Raw genomic sequence first — 20,027 nt, forward strand, 5'->3', positions numbered from 1 at the left:
ACTCAGCGCGACAGCAGGGCGTAGACGTCGCCCGAATTGGCATCATGCGGGAGGTCGCGGATGTGACCACGCATCGCCTCGCCGTCGACTGGCTCAAGGAAGGCAAGCTGCTGGCTCTCGCCGAGCGCGACATTGAAGCGATAGGTCCCGAGCGCCGCGAGCCGGGCGAGGCAGGCTTCGGCGACATCGCGCTGGATCGTGGTGAACTCGAAGGAAAGGGCGGCCGGCGTCTGCGACAGGCCGGCAAGGACATGCGCCTCGAAGCCCTCGACATCGATCTTGACGAAGGCGGGCAGGCCGTGCTTGGCGATCAGCGCATCGAGCGTGGTGCAGGGCACGGTGAGTTCGCGATCCCAGACCTGCTCGCGCCAGCCGTCCTGGCCATGGGCGGCATCGACGAACTCGCCCGAAAGCGTCGAGACGGTGGGGTTGGCGGTGTTGATGCGGAGCGTCGCGGTGCCCTCGCTGTCGCCGCAGGCGGCCTCGACCAGCGTCACCTTGGGATCGCGGCCATGGATCAGGCGCAGGGCCCTGGCCGGGCCGGGTTGCGGTTCCAGCGCCACGACGCGGGCGCCCAGCCGGCGGAAGGAGGAGATGCGGTCGCCGACATGGGCGCCGATGTCGAAGGCGAGATCACCGGCTCTGAGGAAGCGGGCATAGAGCGAATCCATCGCGACCTTGCGGACATGGTCGCCATGATAGACGCGCAGCGAGCGCGACAGGCTTTTCGCCGTGCCCCTGGGATAGGCGACCGGCTTCATCGCGCTGCGCCGCCCTGGATCGCGACGATCTCGGCCGGCGGGTCGAAATCCTCGGGGATGCCGCAAAGGCCGGTGCGGACGAAGAAGGCGCCCAGTGCCGGCGCAGCGGTCAGCATCGCGAAGGGAATCGCCAAGATGTAGCCGGCGGTCAGCGGCAGCGACCAGATCAGCACGGTCGGCGACAGTACGGCGAGCGTGCCGAAGATGTAGAGGCCGAAGAGCAGATGCGGCCAGAGGCCGGCGAAGGCGGTCGCGAAGGAGAGGGCGTGGGCGTCGCGCGCCTGGCCGTTCCAGCCGATCTTCGCCTTGCCGAAGGCGAGGCCGATCATGAACAGTGTCGTCCGGAAGGTCGAGACCGCGCCCTGCAGGAAGGCGAAGACGATCTCGATCAGCGAGGAGACAATGAAGCGCGCCGTGCCGCCATAACGCTGCGTCCCGCCCCTGGTCATGAGGATGTCGGCGAAGCCGGCGAGCTTCGGCGAGAGGTACATCGCGAAGAACAGCACATAGAGGAAGGCGGCGGAGCCGGCCGGGTAGTCGGCGATGCCGCGATCCTCCAGCACCTTCAGTGGCAGGAGCGCGATCATCAGCGTCCAGGCCGGCAGGCCGATGAACATCAGGATCGCCCAGGCCAGCTGGAAGCGGCTCATCGCCTTCAGGCCGGGGATGTCCATGATCTTCAGGTACTGCAGATTGCCGAGGCACCAGCGCAGGTCGCGCCGGGCGAATTCGAGCATGGTCGGCGGGTTCTCCTCCCAGCTGCCGGCCTCGACCGGTAGCACCCGGACCTCGTAGCCGGCGCGGCGCATCAAGGTCGCCTCGACCTGGTCATGGCTCATGATCGGACCACCGAGCGGCGGCCCGCCCGGCACGGCCGGCAGATGGCAGTGATCGCGGAAGGGCGCGATCCGCACCATGGCGTTATGGCCCCAGAACGGGCCGCAATCGCCGATCCACCAGGCAGAGCCCATGGTGTAGGGCCGCATGCCGTGGCGCATGCCGAACTGGAAGATGCGCGCAAAGGCGGACTTGCTCGGCATGCCCACGACCAGGCTCTGCAGGATGCCGAGCCTGGGATAGGCCTGCATCATCCGGGCGAGGGCGAGGATGGCTTGCCCCGACATTACGGAGTCGGCGTCGAGCGGCAGCATCAGCTCGTAGCGATCGCCCCAGCGCTCGCAGAATTCGCGGACATTGCCGGCCTTGTAGCCGGCATTGTCGCTGCGGCGGCGATAGGTCAGGCGACCTTGTTCCCCGATGCGCGCGGCGAAGGCGGCGGCGAGCTCTGCTTCGGCCGCGGCAACGCCCGGGTCATTGGTGTCTGAGAGGACGAAATAGTCGAACCAGGCGCCCTGGCCGGTGGCGTCGAGGCTCTGCTTGACGATCTCGAGCCGGCGGAAGGCGCGTGCGGGATCCTCATTGCGCAGGGTCATCAGCACGGCGGTCCGGATCGCGAGCGGTGTATCGGCCTCGCCGGCGGCGGCGAAGGGCGCGACCTGGTCGAGCCCGTCCTTGCTGCCGTGCAGCAGCCAGAGCCCGATCGCGGCGTTCCAGAAACCGAGCACGGTCCAGGGCGCGCCAAACAGGAAGGCGACGAAGATCGCGATATCCGCGAGGCTCCAGCCACCGGCCGAGAGCACATGAGCGAGGCCCCAGAGCAGGGCCGCCAGCGTAACCAGGTTCAGGCCGGCGACGAGCCAGCGCCGTACCCGCAAGGTCGAAACCGACTGCAGTCCTGCCGGCGTCAGCCGCAAGTCCTCTTGCGCCGCCGCCTGGAACGTGGTCGGAGCGGGGCGCTGGTTCATGGCGGTTTCCGTCATGGGCTCATCAGGCTGGCGGGGAACGGCGCGGAGGGCGATGCGTGGTAAAGCCGGCAATTGCGAACGAAGCAAGCGCACAGGCGACGGCGCTCTGGTATGCCGCCGCGGGTGAATGTGTCCTGAACACCGAAGAATTGCCGGCGCCGGGACCGGGCGAATGCCTGGTCCGCACGCTCTGGAGCGGCATCAGCCGCGGCACCGAGCGGCTGGTCTTCGAGGGGCGCGTGCCCGAGAGCGAATATGAGCGCATGCGGGCGCCTCTCCAGCAGGGCGCTTTTCCGTTTCCGGTGAAATACGGCTACTGCGCCGTCGGGACGGTGGATGCGGGGCCAGAACGGCTGCTTGGCCGTACGGTGTTCTGCCTGCATCCGCATCAGGATCGCTTCGTCGTGTCGGCGGATCGCGTGACCCCGCTGCCTGAGGGGCTTTCGGCAAGGCGCGCCGTGCTCGCCGCCAATATGGAAACCGCGCTCAATGCGCATTGGGATGCCGGCTCCGGCCCGGCCGACCGCATCGTCGTGGTCGGCGGCGGCGTGCTCGGGCTGCTCGTGGCGTATATCGCGGCCAGGCTGCCGGGCGCGGAGGTGACGCTGGTCGATCTCGACGATGGCCGTGCCGGGCTCGCGCGGGCGCTCGGCTGCCGCTTCGCGCTGCCGGCGGACTGTCCGCAGGATGCCGATCTTGTCTTCCACGCCAGTGCGAGCGCCGCCGGCCTCGCCACCGCGATCGGCGCAGCCGGGTTCGAGGCGAGGATCGTCGAATTGAGTTGGTATGGCGAAGGCAACGTCGCCACGCCGCTCGGGGGCGCCTTCCACGCCCGTCGGCTGCAGCTCATCTCTTCGCAGGTCGGGCAGGTCTCGCCATCGCGGCGGGCGCGCTTCGACTACGCCCGCCGCATGCAGGCGGCGCTGGTACTGCTGGAGGATGAGCGGCTCGATGCACTGATCACCGACGAGATCGCCTTCGAGGATGCGCCGACACGCCTGCCTGCGTTATTCGCCGGCGCGGGGCTGACCGCCGTTCTGCGCTATTGACGCCGCGCCCCGGCCTTCGCCAAGACTGCGGCCGCTGAAGGAGACCGCCCCATGTTTTCCGTCGAAGTCCGTGACCGCATCATGATCGGCCATTCGTTGCCCGATCCGTTCTTCGGCCCGGCGCAGGCGATGCACGGCGCGACCTTCGTCGTCGACGTCGCCTTCTTCCGCGAGAGCCTCACGCGCCAGAACGTCGTGGTCGACATCGGCGCGGCGCTGACCGTGCTGAACGAGACGCTGAAGCCGCTGAACTACAAGAACCTCGACACGCTGCCGCAGTTCGAGGGCGTGCTGACCACCACCGAATTCCTCTGCAAGTATATCTTCGACGCGATGGCATTGGCGGCCCGCACCGGCAAGCTCGGGGCGGATGCGGCCGATCTCGCGAAGATCCGCGTCACGCTGCATGAGACCGATCTCGCCAGGGCGAGCTATGAGGGCGCGCTCGCGTGAGCGAGATCGTCTTCGCCATTCCCGGCGATCTCTCGCTGCCGACCGGTGGCTACGGCTATGATCGGCGGCTGCTGGCGGAATGGCGCGAGATGGGCGTCGCGGCGCGGCACCTGCCGCTGCCGGGGAGTTTTCCCAATCCGGACGAGGCTGATCTGGCAGAGACCGGCCGGGCGATCCTGTCGCAGCCCTATTACAGTGTGCTGCTGATCGACGGGCTCGCCTATGGCGCCTTCCCGGAGAGCGTCGCGGCCGGGCTTGCAGGGCGCGTCGTCGCGATGGTGCATCATCCGCTCGGCCTCGAGACCGGACTGTCGCCGGTGCGGGCGGCGGAGTTCGTCAGGCGCGAGGCGGCAGCCTTGCGTTATGCGGCTGCGGTCATCGCTACCAGCGAGACGACCAAGCGGCTGCTCGTCGCCGACTTCGCCGTCCCGGCGGAGAAGATCACTGTGGCGGAACCGGGTGTCGATTCGGCCGCGAGGGCGACTGGCTCTGATGGTGAGACCATCGCGTTGCTGGCGGTTGGCTCGCTCGTGCCGCGCAAGGGCTACGACGTCCTGATCGCAGCGCTTGAGGGGGTGGCCGACAGGCCATGGCGCCTGACCATCGTCGGTGCCGATGATCGGGCTCCCGGGACCGCGGCCTCCTTGAAGGCGCAGATTGCCGCTGCCGGGCTGGCGGAGCGGGTCAGGCTCGCCGGAGCTTTTGGACAGGCCGAACTCGACGCGGCCTATGCCAAGGCCGACCTCTTCGTCATGCCCTCCCTGTTCGAGGGCTATGGCATGGTGCTGACCGAGGCATTGGCGCGCGGGCTGCCGATCCTGTGCACGACCGGCGGCGCGGCAGCGCAGACGGCGCCGGACGCGGCTGCGCTGAAGGTGCAGCCGGGCGATGTCGCGGCACTGCGTGCCGGGCTGGTACGGCTGTTGGATGACAAGCAGGAGCGCGTGCAGCGCTCTGATGCAGCCTGGCAGGCAGCCGGCACATTGCCGCGCTGGCGCGGGACTGCGACGATCGTTGCTGAAGTCTGTGCGAAGGTTATCCCATGAGCGGATTCTCCCCCGATTGGCTCGCCTTGCGCGAACCGGCCGACCATGCAGCCCGCAATCCGCAGGTTCTGGCGGCGGTGGGCTCGACCTTTGCCGGCCGGCAATCGCTGTCGATCATCGATCTCGGCTGCGGCACCGGTTCGAACCTGCGCGGCAGCTACAGCGCATTGCCGGTGCGCCAGCACTGGACACTGGTCGATGCCGACAGCCGCCTGCTGTCGGTGGCGCGGCGCAAGCTCGCGCAATGGGCCGACGAGGCGCAGGAGCAGGGCGAGGAGCTCGTCCTGCGCAAGGGGGACAAGACGCTGACGGTCGATTTCCGGCAGGCCGACCTCAATAAGGAGCTCGAATGGGTGCTCGGCTGGCAGCCCGACCTGGTCACGGCCGCCGCATTGTTCGACCTTTCCTCGGTGCGCTGGCTTGAGCGCTTCGTCGCCTCGCTCGTCAGCATGCGGCTGCCGCTCTATACGGTGCTGACCTATGACGGGCGCGAGAGCTGGCAGCCGGCGCATCCTGACGACCAGCGCATGCTCGCCGCCTTCAACCATCACCAGCACACCGACAAGGGCTTTGGCCCCGCGGCCGGGCCCGAGGCCACGGAGGCTCTGGCGCAAGCCTTTCGCAAGGCCGGCACGGCGGTGACGGTCGGCGAGAGCCCATGGCAGCTTGGCGTGGATCATGCCGATCTCGTTCGCGAACTGGCGGCCGGGATCGCCGCTGCCGTTGCCGAGACCGGGCATGTCGCGCCGGCGGCGATCGCGAGCTGGCTGGAGGCGAAGCGGAGCGCGACCTCAGTCAGCGTCGGCCATCAGGACCTCTGGGCGCGGCCGGTCTGAAGCCATTGCCAACCGCGCCGAATTCGGCCATGCCGCGATCCCGACCATGACTTCGCTTCCCCTCACCATCCGCCAGGAACTGCCGGGCGACGCCGCGGCGATCGAGCGCCTGCACGAGCGTGCCTTCGGGCCGGGCCGCTATGCCCGCACCGCCTCGCGCCTGCGCGAAGGCGCGCCGCATGATCCGGCGCTGTCCTTCGCCAGCCATGTCGGCACCTTACTGGTCGGTTCGGTCCGGGTGACGCCGATCCTCGCCGGTGGCGGGCCGGGGCTGATGCTTGGGCCGTTGACCGTCGATCCGGCCTTCGAGGGCCGCGGCATCGGCGCTGCGCTGATGAACGCCGCGATCGAGGCAGCGCGCGAACGCGGCCACGAGCTGATCCTGCTGGTGGGCGACGCGCCCTATTACGCCCGCTTCGGCTTCAGGCCGGTGAAGCCCGGCCATCTCGTATTGCCCGGCCCGGCCGATCCCGGCCGCTTCCTGGCGCTGGAGCTCAAGGACGGCGTGCTGGCACAGCGCAAGGGCGCGGTGGTGGCGCTGCGCTGATCAAGCCTCGCGCTTGAATCTCCGCCCACTCTCGCCGATCCAGCCAGCGACCAGTGCGCCGAAGAGGATGGCAAGGCCGATCAGCCCGACGAAGAGCGGCGAGATCGAGACGCCGCGGACGATGCCGGAATCGCTGATGCGCAGGCCGATCCAGTCGGCACCGGCGAACTGCCGCCCGGAGCGGACCGGCACGATGCGCGGGATGGTGACGCCCGAGCCGTTCTCCTGCCCGATCCGGCGCGAGGAGCCGCCGGTCGCCTCGGACAACGCCTGAAGCCTGCCGGGATCGCTGACGACCTCCATCAGTTCGCGCGGGTTCTCCGGGCCGATGCTGGCGAAGGCGGTCAGGTTCTCGGTGGTGATCTTGTGCAGGCCGAACTCGCTCGCAGCGGTGCGGGCGACGAAGAGGCCGGGGCGGCCGGGCTCGAAGGGCACGGTGCGGGTCGAGCCGTCGGGCGCGGTGATGATCGCAGGCGCGGGATTGTCGCCGAGCGTCTGGCGCTCGATCTCGATATTGCGGCCCCGGGCGCTGGCGCGCAGTGCCTCCTCCTCGAGGTCCGGCTCCTTCATCAGCCAGTGGCCGAGCCGGCGCAACAGATCGAGATGCGGGCCGCCGTCGCGGAAGCCGCGGGCCCAGAGCCAGGCATGGTCGGAGAGGAAGAGCGCGACGCGGCCCTTCTGCTCGCGCGCCAGGAGCAAGAGCGGACGATCGCCGGGGCCGGTCATCACGGTCGAACCCGAGCGGGCGCGGGAGCCGACGAGGCGCAGCCATTCGCCCCAGCGCGGCGGCTCGACCTCCGAGCCCGGCAGGTCGCGCGTGACGGGGTGGCGCTTGCCGGGCTCGCTGACCCTTGCGCGATAGGCTTCGTCGAAGACGCTGCCATCGGGCTGCGCCGGCAGGATCTGGCCGAGCGGGGTGCGCGCCAGCGACTGGGCGCCGGAGTATTCCGGCCCGGCCGCGATCAGGAGGGCGCCGCCGTCGCGGACATAGCGGACGATATTGTCGAAATAGACCAGCGGCAGGATCGACTGGTTGGCGTATCGGTCGAAGATGATCAGGTCGAAATCCTTGATCTTGACCTGGAACAGCTCGCGCGTCGGGAAGGCGATCAGCGAGAGCTCGTTGATCGGCGTGCCGTCCTGCTTCTCCGGCGGGCGCAGGATGGTGAAATGGACGAGATCGACATTGGCGTCGGCCTTGAGCAGGTTGCGCCAGGTGCGTTCGCCCGGATGCGGCTCGCCCGAGACGAGCAGTACGCGCAGCTTGTCGCGGACGCCGTCGATGGTGATGACGGCGCGGTTGTTGGCGAGCGTCAGCTCGTTGTCGAGCGGGGCGGCCTCGATCTCGATGACGTTCGGTCCGCCGCGGTCGATGCGAACGGGCACCTGGACGGTCTCACCGGCGATCGCCGCGCGCCGCGCGATGATCTCGCCATCGCGGCGCACCGTTATCGCGGCCCGGCCTGGGCCGCCCTTCTCGACGACGCGCAGGCGGACATTCTGCTCCTTGCCGACGATGCCGAAGCGCGGGGAATCGACCAGCACGATGCGCCGATCGATCTCGCGCTCGCGGCCTGTGGTCAGCACATGCAAGGGGGCGCGCAGGCCGAGCGCCTCGGCCGTGGCAGGCGCGTCATGGGCAAGGCCGTCGCTCAGCACGATCGCGCCGGCGACGCGCTCGGACGGGACGTCGGCAAGGCCGGAGGCGAGCGCCTCGAACAGGCGGGTGCCGTCGCCGGCGCCCTGCTGGTCGGTGACCTCGATCGTACGGGCCTCGACACCCGCGATGCCGCGCAATTGCCGCTCGACCTCGGCCTGGGCCGCTTGCGTCTGCTGCGAGCGGTCGGCGAGGCGGTTCGAGGCGGATCTGTCGACGACGACGGCGACGACGTCCTTGACCGGCTCGCGATCCTCGAAGACGAGCGAGGGGTCGGCCAGGGCAATGGCGAGCACGGTGAGCGCGAGCGCACGCAGGATCGCGCTGCGTCCAGCCAGCACGAGCGCCATGCCGGCGGCGACTGCGGCCAGAACGGCAAGGCCGATCAGCAGCGGCATCGGGACAAGCGGGGCGAAGGTCAGGCTCCACATCGGGCAGGATTTCCTTCGCTACTGACCGAGGCGTTCGAGCAGGGCCGGGACATGGACCTGATCGGCCTTGTAGTTGCCGGTCAGCGCGTACATCACCAGGTTGACGCCGGCGCGCAGCGCCATCTCGCGCTGGCGCGGATCGGAGCCGGACATCGGCACGAGCGCCTCGCCGCGCCGCCCGACGGCCCAGGCGGCGGCGAGATCGTTCGAGGTGATCACGATCGGCGAGACGTTGTCGCCGGCGCGGGCCGGGCGGCGGCCGTCCTCGCTGGCGGGCGGCAGCACCTCGACCCAGGTCGTGCCGCTGTCATAGCGGCCGACGAAGCCGTCGAGGATGTAGAAGGTTTTCGTCAGGACGTGGTCGCGCGGGATCGGCTCGAGTTCGGGAATGTCGAGCGTCTGCAGCATGCGACGCAATTGATCGCCCTCGGGCGTGGTACCGCCGCCCGGCCGGGTGCTCATCGCGTCTCGCGTGTCGAAGATCACCAGCCCGCCGCCCTTCATATAGGCCTCGACCTTGCGCAGCGTCTCGGCTGGGGGAATGGGCCGGCCGGCGACCACTGGCCAATAGAGGATCGGGTAGAGCGCAAGCTCGTCGCGGGAGACGTCGACGCCGGCGGCCTCGCCCGGCTCCAGCGCGGTGCGGGCGCCCAGAACGATGTTGAGACCGGCCATGCCGGCCTTTGACATGTCGTCGACCGTCCTGTCGCCAGTGAGCACATAGGCGAGGCGGGTCGCGCTCGCGGCAGTGACGAGATCGCGCGGCACCGGCGGCCGCTGATCGGCCGGCGGGGCAGGCGGGGCCGGCTGCTGCGCCTGTGCGGTATCCGGACCGGGCAGGGTCGCGAGGGCGACAGCGAGAAGCAGCGCAGCGGGCGCCGCCCGTCGGAAGCGGGCGAGGTTCATCCGGCCTCCGAGCCAGAGCGTGGCCAGCGTGTCGACGACGAGGAGGAGCAATGCCAGCACGAGGAGCTGCGGGCGGATATCGCGGGCGACGGGCTGGTCGATCGGCAACATCGGCGCTCCCAGTGCGGCGAGATCGAGCGCCGCCAGCGTGTCGGCAGGGGCGAGTGTGTTGACCGCCATGGCGCCGTCGGTCGGGCCATAGATGCCGGGCGGATGCGCGAGCGTGGCGCGGCCGGTGAAGTTGCGGGCGACGGGTTGTGCGGTCGCAGGAGGCGAGCGGAAGGCGCCCTGACCGTCGAGCACACGGGTCGGCGACAGGGTCTCGACCTTGATCTCGCCGCCCTGGCTCTCGGCGGAGCTCGTGCCGGACATGGCTACGACCTTGCGCAGCATCTCGACGAACAGGCCGGAGAGCGGCAGGTTCGACCAGGTCGTGTCGGCGGTGACATGGACCATGGCGAGCACGCCGTCGCCGCGGCGCTCGCCGGTGACGACCGGCGTGCCATCCTCCAGAGCCGCCCAGGTCTTGCGGGCGAGGTCGGGCTCCGGCTCGGCCAGGATCTGGCGGGTGACGCGGACGTCCTCGGCGAGGGACGAGCCGAAGAAAGGGCTCTCGCGGGTGAAGGGCGCGAGCTTGCGCGGCGCTTCCCAGGAGAGGCCGCCGCCAAGGGTGCGGCCGCCGCGGCGCAGGCGCACCGGCGTCAGCTCGTCGGAGGAGGCGGCAAGTCGGGCTCCGGCGAAGCGCAGCAGCACGCCGCCGCGCTCGACGAAGGTAGAGACCTTGGCGGCGGTGTCGCCGTCGAGCGCGCCGATATCGGCAAGGATCAGCACGGAGAGGTTCTGCGCCAGCAATTCGCCGACCGGGTCGGTCGAGCCCGCGCGGGGCTCGCGGATCTCGGCGAAGGGCGACAGAGCGCGCGAGACGTAATAGGTCGGCGACAGCAGCGGCTGGGCGGTGTCGGCGGTGGCGCCCGAGACGATGCCGACGCGGCGGCGCTTGGCCCGGTCGTCGAGCAGAGCGACGGCGCCGGCGCTGCGCTCGCCGGTAATCTCCAGCCGCGAGACGGCGTTGCGGACCTCGATCGGCAAGGTCAGCCGCGCGGTGGTTTCGAGCTCATTGCCGCCGAAGACGAAAGGCGCGTCGCCGAGTGGCAGGCCCTTGAGGTCGAGCGCGCGGACCTGGCCGCTCGCCGCAGCATTCGTCGTCGGGCGCAGGACCTTGACGGTCAGCGCGCCGGCGAGGTTCTCGGGCCCGGCGAGGGCGCGCTGATCGGCCTGGCCGGCATGGATTGAGAGGCGGCTCGCGCCAGCTTCCTGCTTCAGCCTGGCCAGGAAATCGGCGTCACCGCCGCCGACGCCGAGCCCGTCTGCGACCCAGACCGTCTCGGCCTGGGGCTGGGCCCGCCAGAAGGCTTCGAGCCGCTGGAGATGAGCGCTGCGATCGGGCGCATGCGGCTGTAGGGCGAGTGCACGCAGGCGTTCGAGGGCGCCCTGCGGCTCGGACAACGCTATCTCGTTTGGGGCTTCGGCAAGGCCGACGACCGCGACGGGCCGGCCTTCGCGCCCGGCGGCCATGATGCGGCTCTCGGCGATGGCCTGGCGTTCCAGCCAGTCGGTCGCGGCGCCGAAGCCGTTGTCGACCAGGAGCAGCAGCGGGCCGCGCAGGGCGGCGGCGTCGCGCACCGGATTCCAGACCGGGCCGGCGACGGCGAGGATCGCCAGCGCCGCCACGGCCATGCGCAGCGCCAGCAGCCACCAGGGCGTATGGGCCGGCGTCTCGCGCTGCGGGATCAGGTCGCGCACGATCTTCAGCGGCGGGAAGTCGATGCGCTTCGGCCGCGGCGGCGTCACCCGCAGGATCAGCCAGAGCACGGGCAGCACGGCCAGCGCGATCAGGGCCAGCGGCGCGGAGAAGGCGATCGGCAGCGATGAGAGCATCGTCCGTTCTCCCTCAACCCGCCGGGCCGCCGCGCGAGGCGGCGATCAGGCTGGCGATGCGCAGCACGCCTTCGCTGGCCGGTCGGTCGGTGCGGTGCAGGGTCAGCGTCCAGCCGGCATGGCGGCAGGCTTCGCGGATGGCGTCGCGATGGGCCTGCAGCCGCTCGCGATAATCCTCGCCCCATTTGCCGGCATCGCCGACCCGCAATGTCAGGCCGTCCTCGAGGTCGAACAATTCGGCCTGGCCGGAGAACGGGAAGGTCTCCTCGATCGGATCGGCGATCAGCAGGATATGCCCCCTGGCGCCGCTGCTCGCCAGCGTGGCGATGCGCTTGGCGAGCGCCGCCGCCGGCGTCAGGCCATCGGTGATCATAATCGCGTCGGCGAGGCGCGGCAGCGGCTCGTCCGGCGGCAGGTCGGCCTCGCCATTGCGGCGATCGGCCAGGATCGCCTGAGCCAGCATTTCGACGATGCGGCGCGAGGCCATCGGACGGGTCAGGCCGATATGGCCGACGCGCTCGCCACCCTCGACGAGCGTTTCGGCCAAGGCGAAGCCGGCGATCAAGGCGCGGTCGACCTTGCTGACCTGGGAGAGCGAGGAGGAAAAGCCCATCGAGGGCGACCGATCGATCCAGAGCCAGATCGCGTGCGAGGCTTCCCACTCGCGTTCCCTGACGAAGAGATGGCCGTCGCGTGCAGAGCGACGCCAGTCGATGCGCGAGGCGGATTCGCCTGTCACCAGCGGCCGGTATTGCCAGAAGGTCTCGCCCGGGCCGGAGCGCCGGCGACCATGGATGCCGTGCACGCTGGCCGAGACCCGCCGCGCCTCCAGCACCAGCCTGGGCAGGCGGGCGGCGAGGTCGAGCGATGCCTTGAGGACCGGCTGGCCCGGCTGGCGCTCGGATTGGCCAAGGACGCGGGTGCGCAGCATCAGAATGCCCTCAACCCAGACGCTCCACGAGCTTGGCGACGACACCCTCGACCGTCTCGCCATCGGCGCGGGCGGCGAAGGTCAGTGCGATGCGGTGTTTCAGGACAGGGGCGGCGAGTGCCGCGACGTCGTCGATCGAGGGCGCGAGCCGGCCTTCGACGAGGGCGCGGGCGCGGGCGGCGAGGGTCAGCGCCTGGCTGGCGCGCGGGCCCGGGCCCCAGGCGAGCTTGTCGGTGATCGCCTTCTCGCCGTCGCCGGGGCGGGCCGAGCGGACGAGGTCGAGGATCGCGTCGACCACCGCCTCGCCGACCGGCAGGCGGCGGACCAGGCGCTGCGTCGACATCAGGGTCTCGGCCGTCATCGCCTGCACCGGCTTGTGCTCGGCGGCGCCGGTGGTCTCGAGCAGGATGCGGCGCTCGGCCTCGCGGTCGGGATAGCCGACATCGATCTCCAGGAGGAAGCGATCGAGCTGGGCTTCCGGCAGCGGATAGGTGCCTTCCTGCTCGATCGGGTTCTGGGTCGCGAGGACGTGGAAGGGCGCCGGCAGGTCGTGACGCTCGCCGGCGACGGTGACGTGGTGCTCCTGCATCGCCTGCAGCAGGGCCGACTGGGTGCGCGGCGAGGCGCGGTTGATCTCGTCCGCCATCAGCAGCTGGGCGAAGACGGGGCCCTTGATGAAGCGGAAATGGCGCTTGCCGCCCTCGCTCTCGTCGAGCACCTCGGAGCCGAGAATGTCCGATGGCATCAGATCGGGCGTGAACTGGACGCGGCGGGCCGAGAGGCCGAGCACGGTGCCCATCGCTTCGACCAGCTTGGTCTTGGCGAGGCCGGGCACGCCGACGAGCAGGCCATGGCCGCCGGCGAGCAGGGTGATCAGCGAGAGATCGACGACCTTCTGCTGGCCGAAGATGACCTGGCCGATCTCGGTGCGGGCGGCGCCGATGGCGGCGAGGGCCGCTTCCGCCGCCTCGACGATGCCGGTGTCGAGGTTGATCGGGGCGTTGGCATCACGGGCTTGCGCCACCATGTCGATCTCCTTCAGCCTCGCGCTCGCGGGCCTTCCTGTCCGATTCCAAACTGTGACCCTCGCGGGGAGCATGCTCAAGGGGCAGAGAGCGGCGGTGCACAACAGTCCGCTTCACGATTATGTAGAGTTCAAGGCGAGAGAGCGATGCAACCGGCATGCCGATGACGAAAGCGCGAGGTGACATGACTGCCGAGGCCGCAGGCGCGATGAATCGCCTGCTGAGCGGGCTCGGCGCCGGTCCTGCCCGCGGGCTGCCGCCGGTGGAGCGCTGGAACCCGCCCTTCTGCGGCGATCTCGACATGCGCATCGCCGCAGACGGTACCTGGTTCTATCTGGGCACGCCGATCGGCAGGCCGGCACTGGTCAAGCTGTTCTCCTCGGTGCTGAAGCGCGAGGGCGACGATTACTTTCTCGTGACCCCGGTCGAGAAGGTCGGGATCAAGGTCGAGGATGCGCCGCTCCAGGCCGTCGAGATGGCGGTGGAGGGTGAGCGCGACCGGCGCAGCATCGCCTTCCGGACCCGTACCGACGATCTGGTGACGGTCGGACCGGACAATGTCTTGCGCTTCGAGAGGGCTGCGAACGAGGGCGTGAAGCCCTATGTGCATGTCCGGCGCGGGCTCTGGGCCCGGCTCACGCGGGCTCTGACCTATGATCTGCTGGCGCTCGGCGAGATCAGGGAGGGCGACGGAGAGGCGCGGTTCGGCATCGCGGCCGGCGGCGTTTTCCACGTGGTCGCGCCGGCCAGCGAGATCGAGGTACTCTGATGCAGCAACTTGCCAAGCGGCTTGCCGAGACGGCGTTCTGGAACGGTGGCGATCTCGAGGCGCTGCTGCTGCACGCCTTGAGACCCGAGCCGCCGGCCCATGGCGACCTGATCGCGCGGCCGCGCGGCGATCACGATCTCCAATCCGAGCCGATCGACATTCCGGACGAGGCCAGCGCGATCGAGGCTGCCGTGCTGATCCCGATCGTGCTGCATCCGGGCGAGCCGACCGTGCTTCTGACCCAGCGCGCCGCGGCGCTGCGCAAGCATTCCGCGCAGATCGCCTTCCCGGGCGGGCGCGTCGATGAAACCGACGGCTCGCCCTTGGTGGCGGCCTTGCGCGAGGCGGAAGAAGAGGTTGGACTCTCCCCCGGGAAGGTCAGGGCGGTCGGCTATCTCGACGCCTATCTCACCGGCACCGGCTATCGCGTCACGCCGGTGGTCGGGCTGGTCGAGCCGCCATTGGCGCTGACGATCAACCCGCACGAGGTCGACGAGGCCTTCGAGACGCCACTCGCCTTCCTGCTCGATCCGGCCAATCACCAGCGCCATGGCCGGGAATTTCGCGGGCGTTATCGGACCTACTATGCGATGCCACATGGCGATCGCTATATCTGGGGAGCGACGGCCGGCATGATCCGCAATCTCTACGAGCGGCTCGCCGGCTGAAACGAGAGGCCGGGACAGATCATCCAATGCTGCGCACGCTGATCGAGGAGTTCCTGCTCTTCGTCCTGCCGTTCTGCCTGTTCGCGGGCTATCTCGTGGTCCGGCGGCGCAATCCGTTCGATGTCGAGCACTGGAGCCGCCATCTGTTCTGGCTGTCGGTGGTCGGCATCGTGCTGGGGATCGGCTCCTTCGTCTACGCCGGCCTGGTCGCGCCGCGACATACCGGGCCGTTCGTGCCGCCGCATGTCGAAAACGGCAGGGTGGTCCCCGGCGAGTTCGACGACCGGCCGAAGCGATGACCGGTGCCGAGCGCGAGCGGCTTGCCGGACTGCTGGCGCGCGCCGATGTCGCCGCGCTGCTTTCCGCGCTGAACCGGGGCGGGGAGGAGGCCCGCATCGTCGGCGGCGCCGTGCGTAATGCGCTGCTGGGCGAGCCCGTCGCCGATATCGACGTCGCCACGACCTGCCTGCCTGACGAGACGATGCGGCGGGTACGCGCCGCCGGCTTCAAGGCGGTGCCGACCGGGGTCGAACACGGCACGGTCACCGTCGTGATCGACGGCGCGCCTTTCGAGGTCACGACGCTGCGGCGCGATGTCGAGACGGATGGCCGCCATGCCGTCGTCGCCTTCGGTCGCGACTTCCGCGAGGATGCGTTGCGCCGCGATTTCACGATCAACGCGCTTGGGCTCGATGCTGCCGGCGGGCTGCACGACTATGCCGATGGGCTCGCTGATCTTGCTGTGCGGCGGGTGCGCTTCATCGGTGCGGCCGGCGAGCGGATCGCCGAGGACTATCTGCGCATCCTGCGCTTCTTCCGCTTCCATGCCCGCTATGGCGTCGGTGAGCCGGATAGGACAGCGCTCGCTGCCTGCGTCGCCGGCCGTGGCGGCCTGGAGGGGCTGTCGCGCGAGCGGGTCTGGGCGGAGCTGCGCAAGCTCCTCAGTGCGCCGCGTGCGGCGGAAACCCTGCAGGCGATGGCAGGTGCCGGGCTGCTGATGCCGGTGATCGGCGGCGTACCCCGTCTCGCGCGCTTCGCCGCAATCGCCGATGGGCCGGGGGAGGGTGTGTATCCCGCCTTCCGGCTGGCGGCCCTGGCGGTCGCGGTCGGCGAGGATGCGCTCAGGCTGCGCGAGCGGCTGCGGCTCTCAAATGCGGAGTTCGAGCGGGTTTCCGGCGTTGCCGCGGCACTGGAGGGGTTGTCGGGCAGAGAGGCGCTGCCGCAGATCGCGACGTTGCGCCGACTGGCCCATCGCCTCGGGATGGATGCAGTCGCGGGCGGGCTGGTGCTGCTGGGCACGCAGGGCGGAGGGGTCGAGGTTCAGGGTGTGATCGCCGAGCTGGCGCGGACACCCCCCTTCCTGCCGACCGGCAAGGATGTGCTGGCGCTCGGCGTCGGCGCCGGCCCGAAGGTCGGGCAGGTGCTCGAGGCGGCGCGGGAGGCCTGGATCGAGGCTGGGTGTCCGGCCGGGCGGGGCGTGCAGTTGCGGATGCTGGCGAAGGTGATCGGAACCAAGAACCGGCACAAGGTCTCGCCGTAGCCCTCGCGGTCGTCCCGGGCGACCAAAGTGAGACCCGGGATCAATTCCTGAACCTCGATCGGTGAGGCTCAGCAATGGATCCCGGATCGGCGCGGCTTCGCCGCTTGTCCGGGATGACCCGCGATAAGGTGGAAAGCGCAGGTCCCTACGGCCACCTGACCGTCGGCGGCATCGAGGACAGGATCGAGGCGACGTTGCCGCCGGTCTTCAGGCCGAAGATCGTTCCGCGGTCGTAGAGCAGGTTGAACTCGACATAGCGGCCGCGGCGGACCTGCTGCTCATGGCGCTCAGCCTCGCTCCAGGGCGTCGCCAGATTGCCGCGCAGGATGCGTGGATAGATGTCGAGGAAGGCCTCGCCCACCGCCTTGGTGAAGGCGAGGTCGGCATCAGGATCGCCGGTCCAGACATAGTCGTAGAAGATGCCGCCGATGCCGCGCGGCTCGTTGCGGTGCTTGAGGTGGAAGTACTCGTCGCACCAGGCCTTGAAGCGCTCGTAGTCGGCGACACCGGCATGGGCCTCGCAGGGGCTGCGCATCGCGGCATGGAAGGCCTGCGCATCGGGGTCGTCCTGGCTGCGCCGGCGGTCGAGTACCGGAGTGAGGTCGGCGCCGCCGCCGAACCAGGGCTTGGTCGTCACGACGAAGCGGGTGTTCATGTGCACGGTCGGCGCGTGCGGGTTCCAGGGATGGGCGATCAGCGAGATGCCGGTGGCGTGGAAGCGCGGATCCTCGGCCGCCCCCGGGATCTGCGCGGCGAATTCCGGGGCGAAGCTGCCATGCACGGTCGAGACATGGACGCCGACCTTTTCGAAGACGCGGCCCGACATCAGCGCCATCACGCCGCCGCCGCCCGGCGCGCCGTCATGGTTGCTGCGCTGCCAGGGCGTGCGCACGAAGCGGCCGGGCTTGTCGGTCTCAGGGGGAAAAGGGCCGGCAGCCTCCTCCTCGACCTGCTCGAAGGCGGCGCAGATGCGGTCGCGCAGGCTCTCGAACCAGGCGGCGGCGCGTGGCTTCAGGGCTTCGACGACAGCGGGATCGACGGCTGCGGGTTGCGTGGCTTGTGCGGTCATGTGCGGTCTCTTCGTCAGGCGTCAGCCGGCGTGGGATAGGCACGCAGCTGGCGCAGCGCCTCGCCCACTACCATCGCCGCGGCCATGGCGACATTGAGCGAGCGCAAATCGCGGCGCATCGGGATGTGTACGCTGGCCTGCGCCGCAGCATAGACCTCGGGCGGCACGCCCGCGCTCTCGCGGCCGACCATGACGATGTCGCCCGGGCGAAAGGCGAAGTCGGTATGGGCGCAGGCGCCGTCGGTCTCGGCCAGGACGAGGCGGTGGCCGGCCTGCCGACGCCAGTCCTCGAACGCGCGAAAGGAATCATGCCGGGTCACCGCGGCCCGCTCGATGTAATCCATGCCGGAGCGGCGGAAATTGCGGTCGGACACGTCGAAGGCGGCCGGTTCGACGATGTCGACGGCGATGCCGAGGCAGGCCGCCAGGCGGATCATGGTGCCGGCGTTCTGCGGAATGTCGGGCTGGTAGAGGGCGAGGCGCAGCATGGCGGGGTCATGCTGTCTGCGCAGGGCGCACGTCAAGCGGCAGCTCGGCCATGCTCTGGCCTTCATTTGGCAGTCGACCCATATAACGAAGCGTCGTCATTGCCAGCTGCCCGAGGAGGGCCACCCTAACTCCATGTTCGCCCCGCTTTTCCGTTTCCTTGAAAGCCGCATCGACGTGTTCGCGCCCTTCGACGAGCGGCAGACGCCGCCGACCGGCGTGTTCCGCTTCATGTGGCACCACATCAAGGGCGTGAAGGGCTGGATGGCCCTGATCATGCTGACCGGCCTCGGCTTCTCCGGCATCGAGGCGGCGATGTACCTGATGGTCGGCTGGTTCGTCGATCTTCTGACCAAGAACTCACCGGAACAGGTCTTCAGCGAGCATGGCTGGCTGCTGATCGGCGCGGCGCTCGTGGTCACCGTGGCGCGGCCGCTGATCTATTTCGCCAACCACGCCATCGTCGACCAGGTGGTGGTGCCGCAGATCACCAACCAGATCCGCTGGCGCAACCATGTCTACACGCTCGGCCACGCGCTCTCCTATTTCCAGAACGATTTCGCCGGCCGGCTCTCGTCGCGGGTGATCCAGGCCGGGCAGGCGATCCGCGGCGCGACGATCGAGGTGATCGACGACCTCTGGTACGCGCTGATCTTCGCCTCGGTCGCGATCGGCTTCTTCGGCTCGACCAGCCTGTGGCTCGCCATGCCGGTGATCGTCTGGCTGGCGGCCTATGTCGCCCTGCTGATCTATTTCGTGCCGCGGGCCAAGAAGCGCTCGGAGGCGAATTCGCTCGGTCGCTCGAGCACGACCGGGCGCATCGTCGACGCCTATACGAACATTCTGACGGTGAAGCTCTTCGCCCGTGCCGACGCCGAGCGCTCGGCCGTGCGCGACTCGTTGACGCGCTGGAACGCCTCCTTCCTCAACCTGTCGCGGCTGATCACCGGCGTCAGCGTCATCCTGCAGACGATGAACAGCCTGCTGGTCGTGGCGACCGCCTGGCTCTGTCTGCACCTCTGGAGCCAAGGCGAGATGACGCCGGGCGCGGTCGCCGCCTCGATCGGCCTGGTGCTGCGCCTCGTGCAGATGTCGAGCTGGCTGATCCACCTGGTGCGCGGCATCTTCGAGAATATCGGCTCGGTGCAGGAGAGCATGGAGACGATCGCCAAGCCGCACGACCTGCCGGATGCGCCGGACGCGGTGCCGCTCCAGGTGACGCAGGGCGGGGTGCGCTTCGAGCATGTCCGCTTCAATTACGGCAAGCCGCAGGGGCTGTTCGAGAATCTCGACCTCGAGATCAAGCCGGGCGAGAAGATCGGGCTGGTCGGCCCGTCCGGAGCCGGCAAGTCGACGCTGGTCAACCTGCTGCTGCGGCTCTACCCGCTCGATTCGGGCCGCATCCTGGTCGACGGGCAGGACATCGCCCATGTCACGCAGGAATCGCTGCGCAGCCAGATCGGCATGGTGACGCAGGACAATTCGCTGCTGCACCGCTCGATCGGCGACAATATCGCCTATGGCCGGACCGGCGCGACGCAGGACGAGATCGCGGCGGCGGCCAAGCGGGCGGCGGCGCACGACTTCGTTCTCGGACTTTCCGACCAGGATGGGCGCCAGGGTTTCGATTCGCGTGTCGGTGAACGCGGCGTGAAGCTCTCCGGTGGCCAGCGCCAGCGCATCGCGATCGCTCGCGTGCTGCTCAAGGACGCGCCGATCCTGATCCTGGACGAGGCGACCTCTGCGCTCGATTCGGAGGTCGAGGCCGAAATTCAGGCCCAGCTTTCCACATTGATGGAAGGAAAGACCGTGATCGCGATCGCGCACCGGCTCTCGACCATCGCCGCGCTCGACCGGTTGATCGTGCTCGACAAGGGCCGGATCGTCGACATGGGCAGCCATGACGAGCTGGTGCGGCGCGGCGGGCTCTATGCCCGCCTATGGGCCCGGCAGTCCGGTGGCTTCCTCGCATTGGCCGACAGCGAGCGGATTCCGGCCTGAGCCGGCTGCACGGCGGCATTGCTGCGATGCAGTGGGCTGCGGCACGCGCGACAGTAGACTTCGTCAAAACTGCATGCCAAAGAGCGCGGCAGGCGACGCGCCGCCGCAA

Annotated in this window: 18 protein-coding genes; 10 read left to right on the plus strand and 8 right to left on the minus strand. The window is 69.4% G+C overall.

Features of this window, described 5'->3' with window-relative positions; all coding sequences use genetic code 11:
* Nucleotides 1-2: 2 nt before the first annotated feature.
* Both BMZ21_RS21570 and mdoH read right to left on the minus strand, forming a co-directional pair.
* Nucleotides 3-761 carry an FkbM family methyltransferase gene (locus tag BMZ21_RS21570; RefSeq protein WP_091839195.1) on the minus strand — a complete coding sequence of 253 codons (759 nt, stop codon included), beginning with the start codon at nt 759-761 and terminating at the stop codon, nt 3-5.
* Nucleotides 758-2,566 carry a glucans biosynthesis glucosyltransferase MdoH gene (mdoH, locus tag BMZ21_RS21575; RefSeq protein WP_244543943.1) on the minus strand — a complete coding sequence of 603 codons (1,809 nt, stop codon included), beginning with the start codon at nt 2,564-2,566 and terminating at the stop codon, nt 758-760. Before mdoH ends, BMZ21_RS21570 begins: the two co-directional genes overlap by 4 nt.
* A gap of 56 nt (nt 2,567-2,622) precedes the next feature.
* Here mdoH and BMZ21_RS21580 point away from each other — a divergent pair, with 56 nt between their 5' ends.
* The 5 genes from BMZ21_RS21580 to BMZ21_RS21600 are packed head-to-tail and all read left to right on the plus strand — an operon-like array spanning nt 2,623 to nt 6,497.
* Nucleotides 2,623-3,615, plus strand: a complete 993-nt coding sequence (locus tag BMZ21_RS21580) for a zinc-dependent alcohol dehydrogenase (RefSeq protein ID WP_425285464.1) — start codon at nt 2,623-2,625, stop codon at nt 3,613-3,615.
* Nucleotides 3,616-3,666: 51 nt separating this feature from the next.
* On the plus strand, nt 3,667-4,068 hold the full coding sequence (locus BMZ21_RS21585; RefSeq protein WP_091839201.1) for a 6-pyruvoyl trahydropterin synthase family protein: 402 nt from the start codon (nt 3,667-3,669) through the stop codon (nt 4,066-4,068).
* Nucleotides 4,065-5,114: a glycosyltransferase family 4 protein gene (locus BMZ21_RS21590; RefSeq protein WP_091839205.1), complete on the plus strand. Its 1,050-nt coding sequence runs from the start codon at nt 4,065-4,067 to the stop codon at nt 5,112-5,114. Before BMZ21_RS21585 ends, BMZ21_RS21590 begins: the two co-directional genes overlap by 4 nt.
* Entirely contained in the window at nt 5,111-5,950 is an 840-nt protein-coding gene (locus BMZ21_RS21595; RefSeq protein ID WP_091839207.1) for a class I SAM-dependent methyltransferase, read from the plus strand. Before BMZ21_RS21590 ends, BMZ21_RS21595 begins: the two co-directional genes overlap by 4 nt.
* Nucleotides 5,951-5,996: 46 nt before the next feature.
* Nucleotides 5,997-6,497, plus strand: coding sequence for a GNAT family N-acetyltransferase (locus BMZ21_RS21600; RefSeq protein ID WP_091839211.1), 501 nt, complete (start codon nt 5,997-5,999; stop codon nt 6,495-6,497).
* Here the strand turns inward: BMZ21_RS21600 and BMZ21_RS21605 are convergent, their stop codons facing one another.
* Genes BMZ21_RS21605 through BMZ21_RS21620 form a run of 4 tightly spaced genes read right to left on the minus strand, consistent with a single transcriptional unit; the run spans nt 6,498 to nt 13,387 of the window.
* Nucleotides 6,498-8,585 carry a hypothetical protein gene (locus tag BMZ21_RS21605; protein WP_091839214.1) on the minus strand — a complete coding sequence of 696 codons (2,088 nt, stop codon included), beginning with the start codon at nt 8,583-8,585 and terminating at the stop codon, nt 6,498-6,500.
* An 18-nt stretch (nt 8,586-8,603) separates the two neighbouring features.
* Complete coding sequence (locus tag BMZ21_RS21610; RefSeq protein ID WP_091839217.1) at nt 8,604-11,429, minus strand: DUF4159 domain-containing protein; 2,826 nt, start codon at nt 11,427-11,429, stop codon at nt 8,604-8,606.
* Nucleotides 11,430-11,442: 13 nt separating this feature from the next.
* Nucleotides 11,443-12,360 carry a DUF58 domain-containing protein gene (locus tag BMZ21_RS21615; RefSeq protein ID WP_091839220.1) on the minus strand — a complete coding sequence of 306 codons (918 nt, stop codon included), beginning with the start codon at nt 12,358-12,360 and terminating at the stop codon, nt 11,443-11,445.
* 10 nt (nt 12,361-12,370) lie between these two features.
* Complete coding sequence (locus tag BMZ21_RS21620) at nt 12,371-13,387, minus strand: AAA family ATPase (protein WP_091839224.1); 1,017 nt, start codon at nt 13,385-13,387, stop codon at nt 12,371-12,373.
* Between the two features lie 182 nt (nt 13,388-13,569).
* On the opposite strand from BMZ21_RS21620, the gene BMZ21_RS21630 reads away from it, so the two are divergent.
* The 4 genes from BMZ21_RS21630 to BMZ21_RS21645 are packed head-to-tail and all read left to right on the plus strand — an operon-like array spanning nt 13,570 to nt 16,362.
* Nucleotides 13,570-14,154, plus strand: coding sequence for a DUF1285 domain-containing protein (locus BMZ21_RS21630; protein ID WP_091839231.1), 585 nt, complete (start codon nt 13,570-13,572; stop codon nt 14,152-14,154).
* Nucleotides 14,154-14,822 (plus strand): CoA pyrophosphatase, encoded by a 669-nt coding sequence (locus tag BMZ21_RS21635; RefSeq protein WP_091839235.1) that lies wholly within the window; start codon nt 14,154-14,156, stop codon nt 14,820-14,822. Before BMZ21_RS21630 ends, BMZ21_RS21635 begins: the two co-directional genes overlap by 1 nt.
* Nucleotides 14,823-14,848: 26 nt before the next feature.
* Nucleotides 14,849-15,121 carry a DUF6111 family protein gene (locus tag BMZ21_RS21640; protein ID WP_091839239.1) on the plus strand — a complete coding sequence of 91 codons (273 nt, stop codon included), beginning with the start codon at nt 14,849-14,851 and terminating at the stop codon, nt 15,119-15,121.
* Nucleotides 15,118-16,362 carry a CCA tRNA nucleotidyltransferase gene (locus BMZ21_RS21645; RefSeq protein WP_091839242.1) on the plus strand — a complete coding sequence of 415 codons (1,245 nt, stop codon included), beginning with the start codon at nt 15,118-15,120 and terminating at the stop codon, nt 16,360-16,362. The genes BMZ21_RS21640 and BMZ21_RS21645 overlap by 4 nt, the downstream gene beginning before the upstream one ends.
* Nucleotides 16,363-16,507: 145 nt before the next feature.
* Here BMZ21_RS21645 and hemF read toward each other — a convergent pair whose 3' ends face one another.
* Nucleotides 16,508-17,431, minus strand: a complete 924-nt coding sequence (hemF, locus tag BMZ21_RS21650; protein ID WP_091839245.1) for an oxygen-dependent coproporphyrinogen oxidase — start codon at nt 17,429-17,431, stop codon at nt 16,508-16,510.
* A 14-nt stretch (nt 17,432-17,445) separates the two neighbouring features.
* A complete protein-coding gene (locus BMZ21_RS21655) occupies nt 17,446-17,919 on the minus strand; it encodes a tRNA (cytidine(34)-2'-O)-methyltransferase (protein ID WP_091839249.1) in 474 nt (157 codons plus the stop codon).
* 133 nt (nt 17,920-18,052) lie between these two features.
* On the opposite strand from BMZ21_RS21655, the gene BMZ21_RS21660 reads away from it, so the two are divergent.
* Entirely contained in the window at nt 18,053-19,918 is a 1,866-nt protein-coding gene (locus BMZ21_RS21660) for an ABC transporter ATP-binding protein (RefSeq protein WP_091839253.1), read from the plus strand.
* The last annotated feature ends 109 nt before the right edge of the window (nt 19,919-20,027 follow it).

Source organism: Allobosea lupini (genome assembly GCF_900109525.1).
In the GTDB taxonomy this organism is placed as follows: Bacteria; Pseudomonadota; Alphaproteobacteria; order Rhizobiales; family Beijerinckiaceae; genus Allobosea; species Allobosea lupini.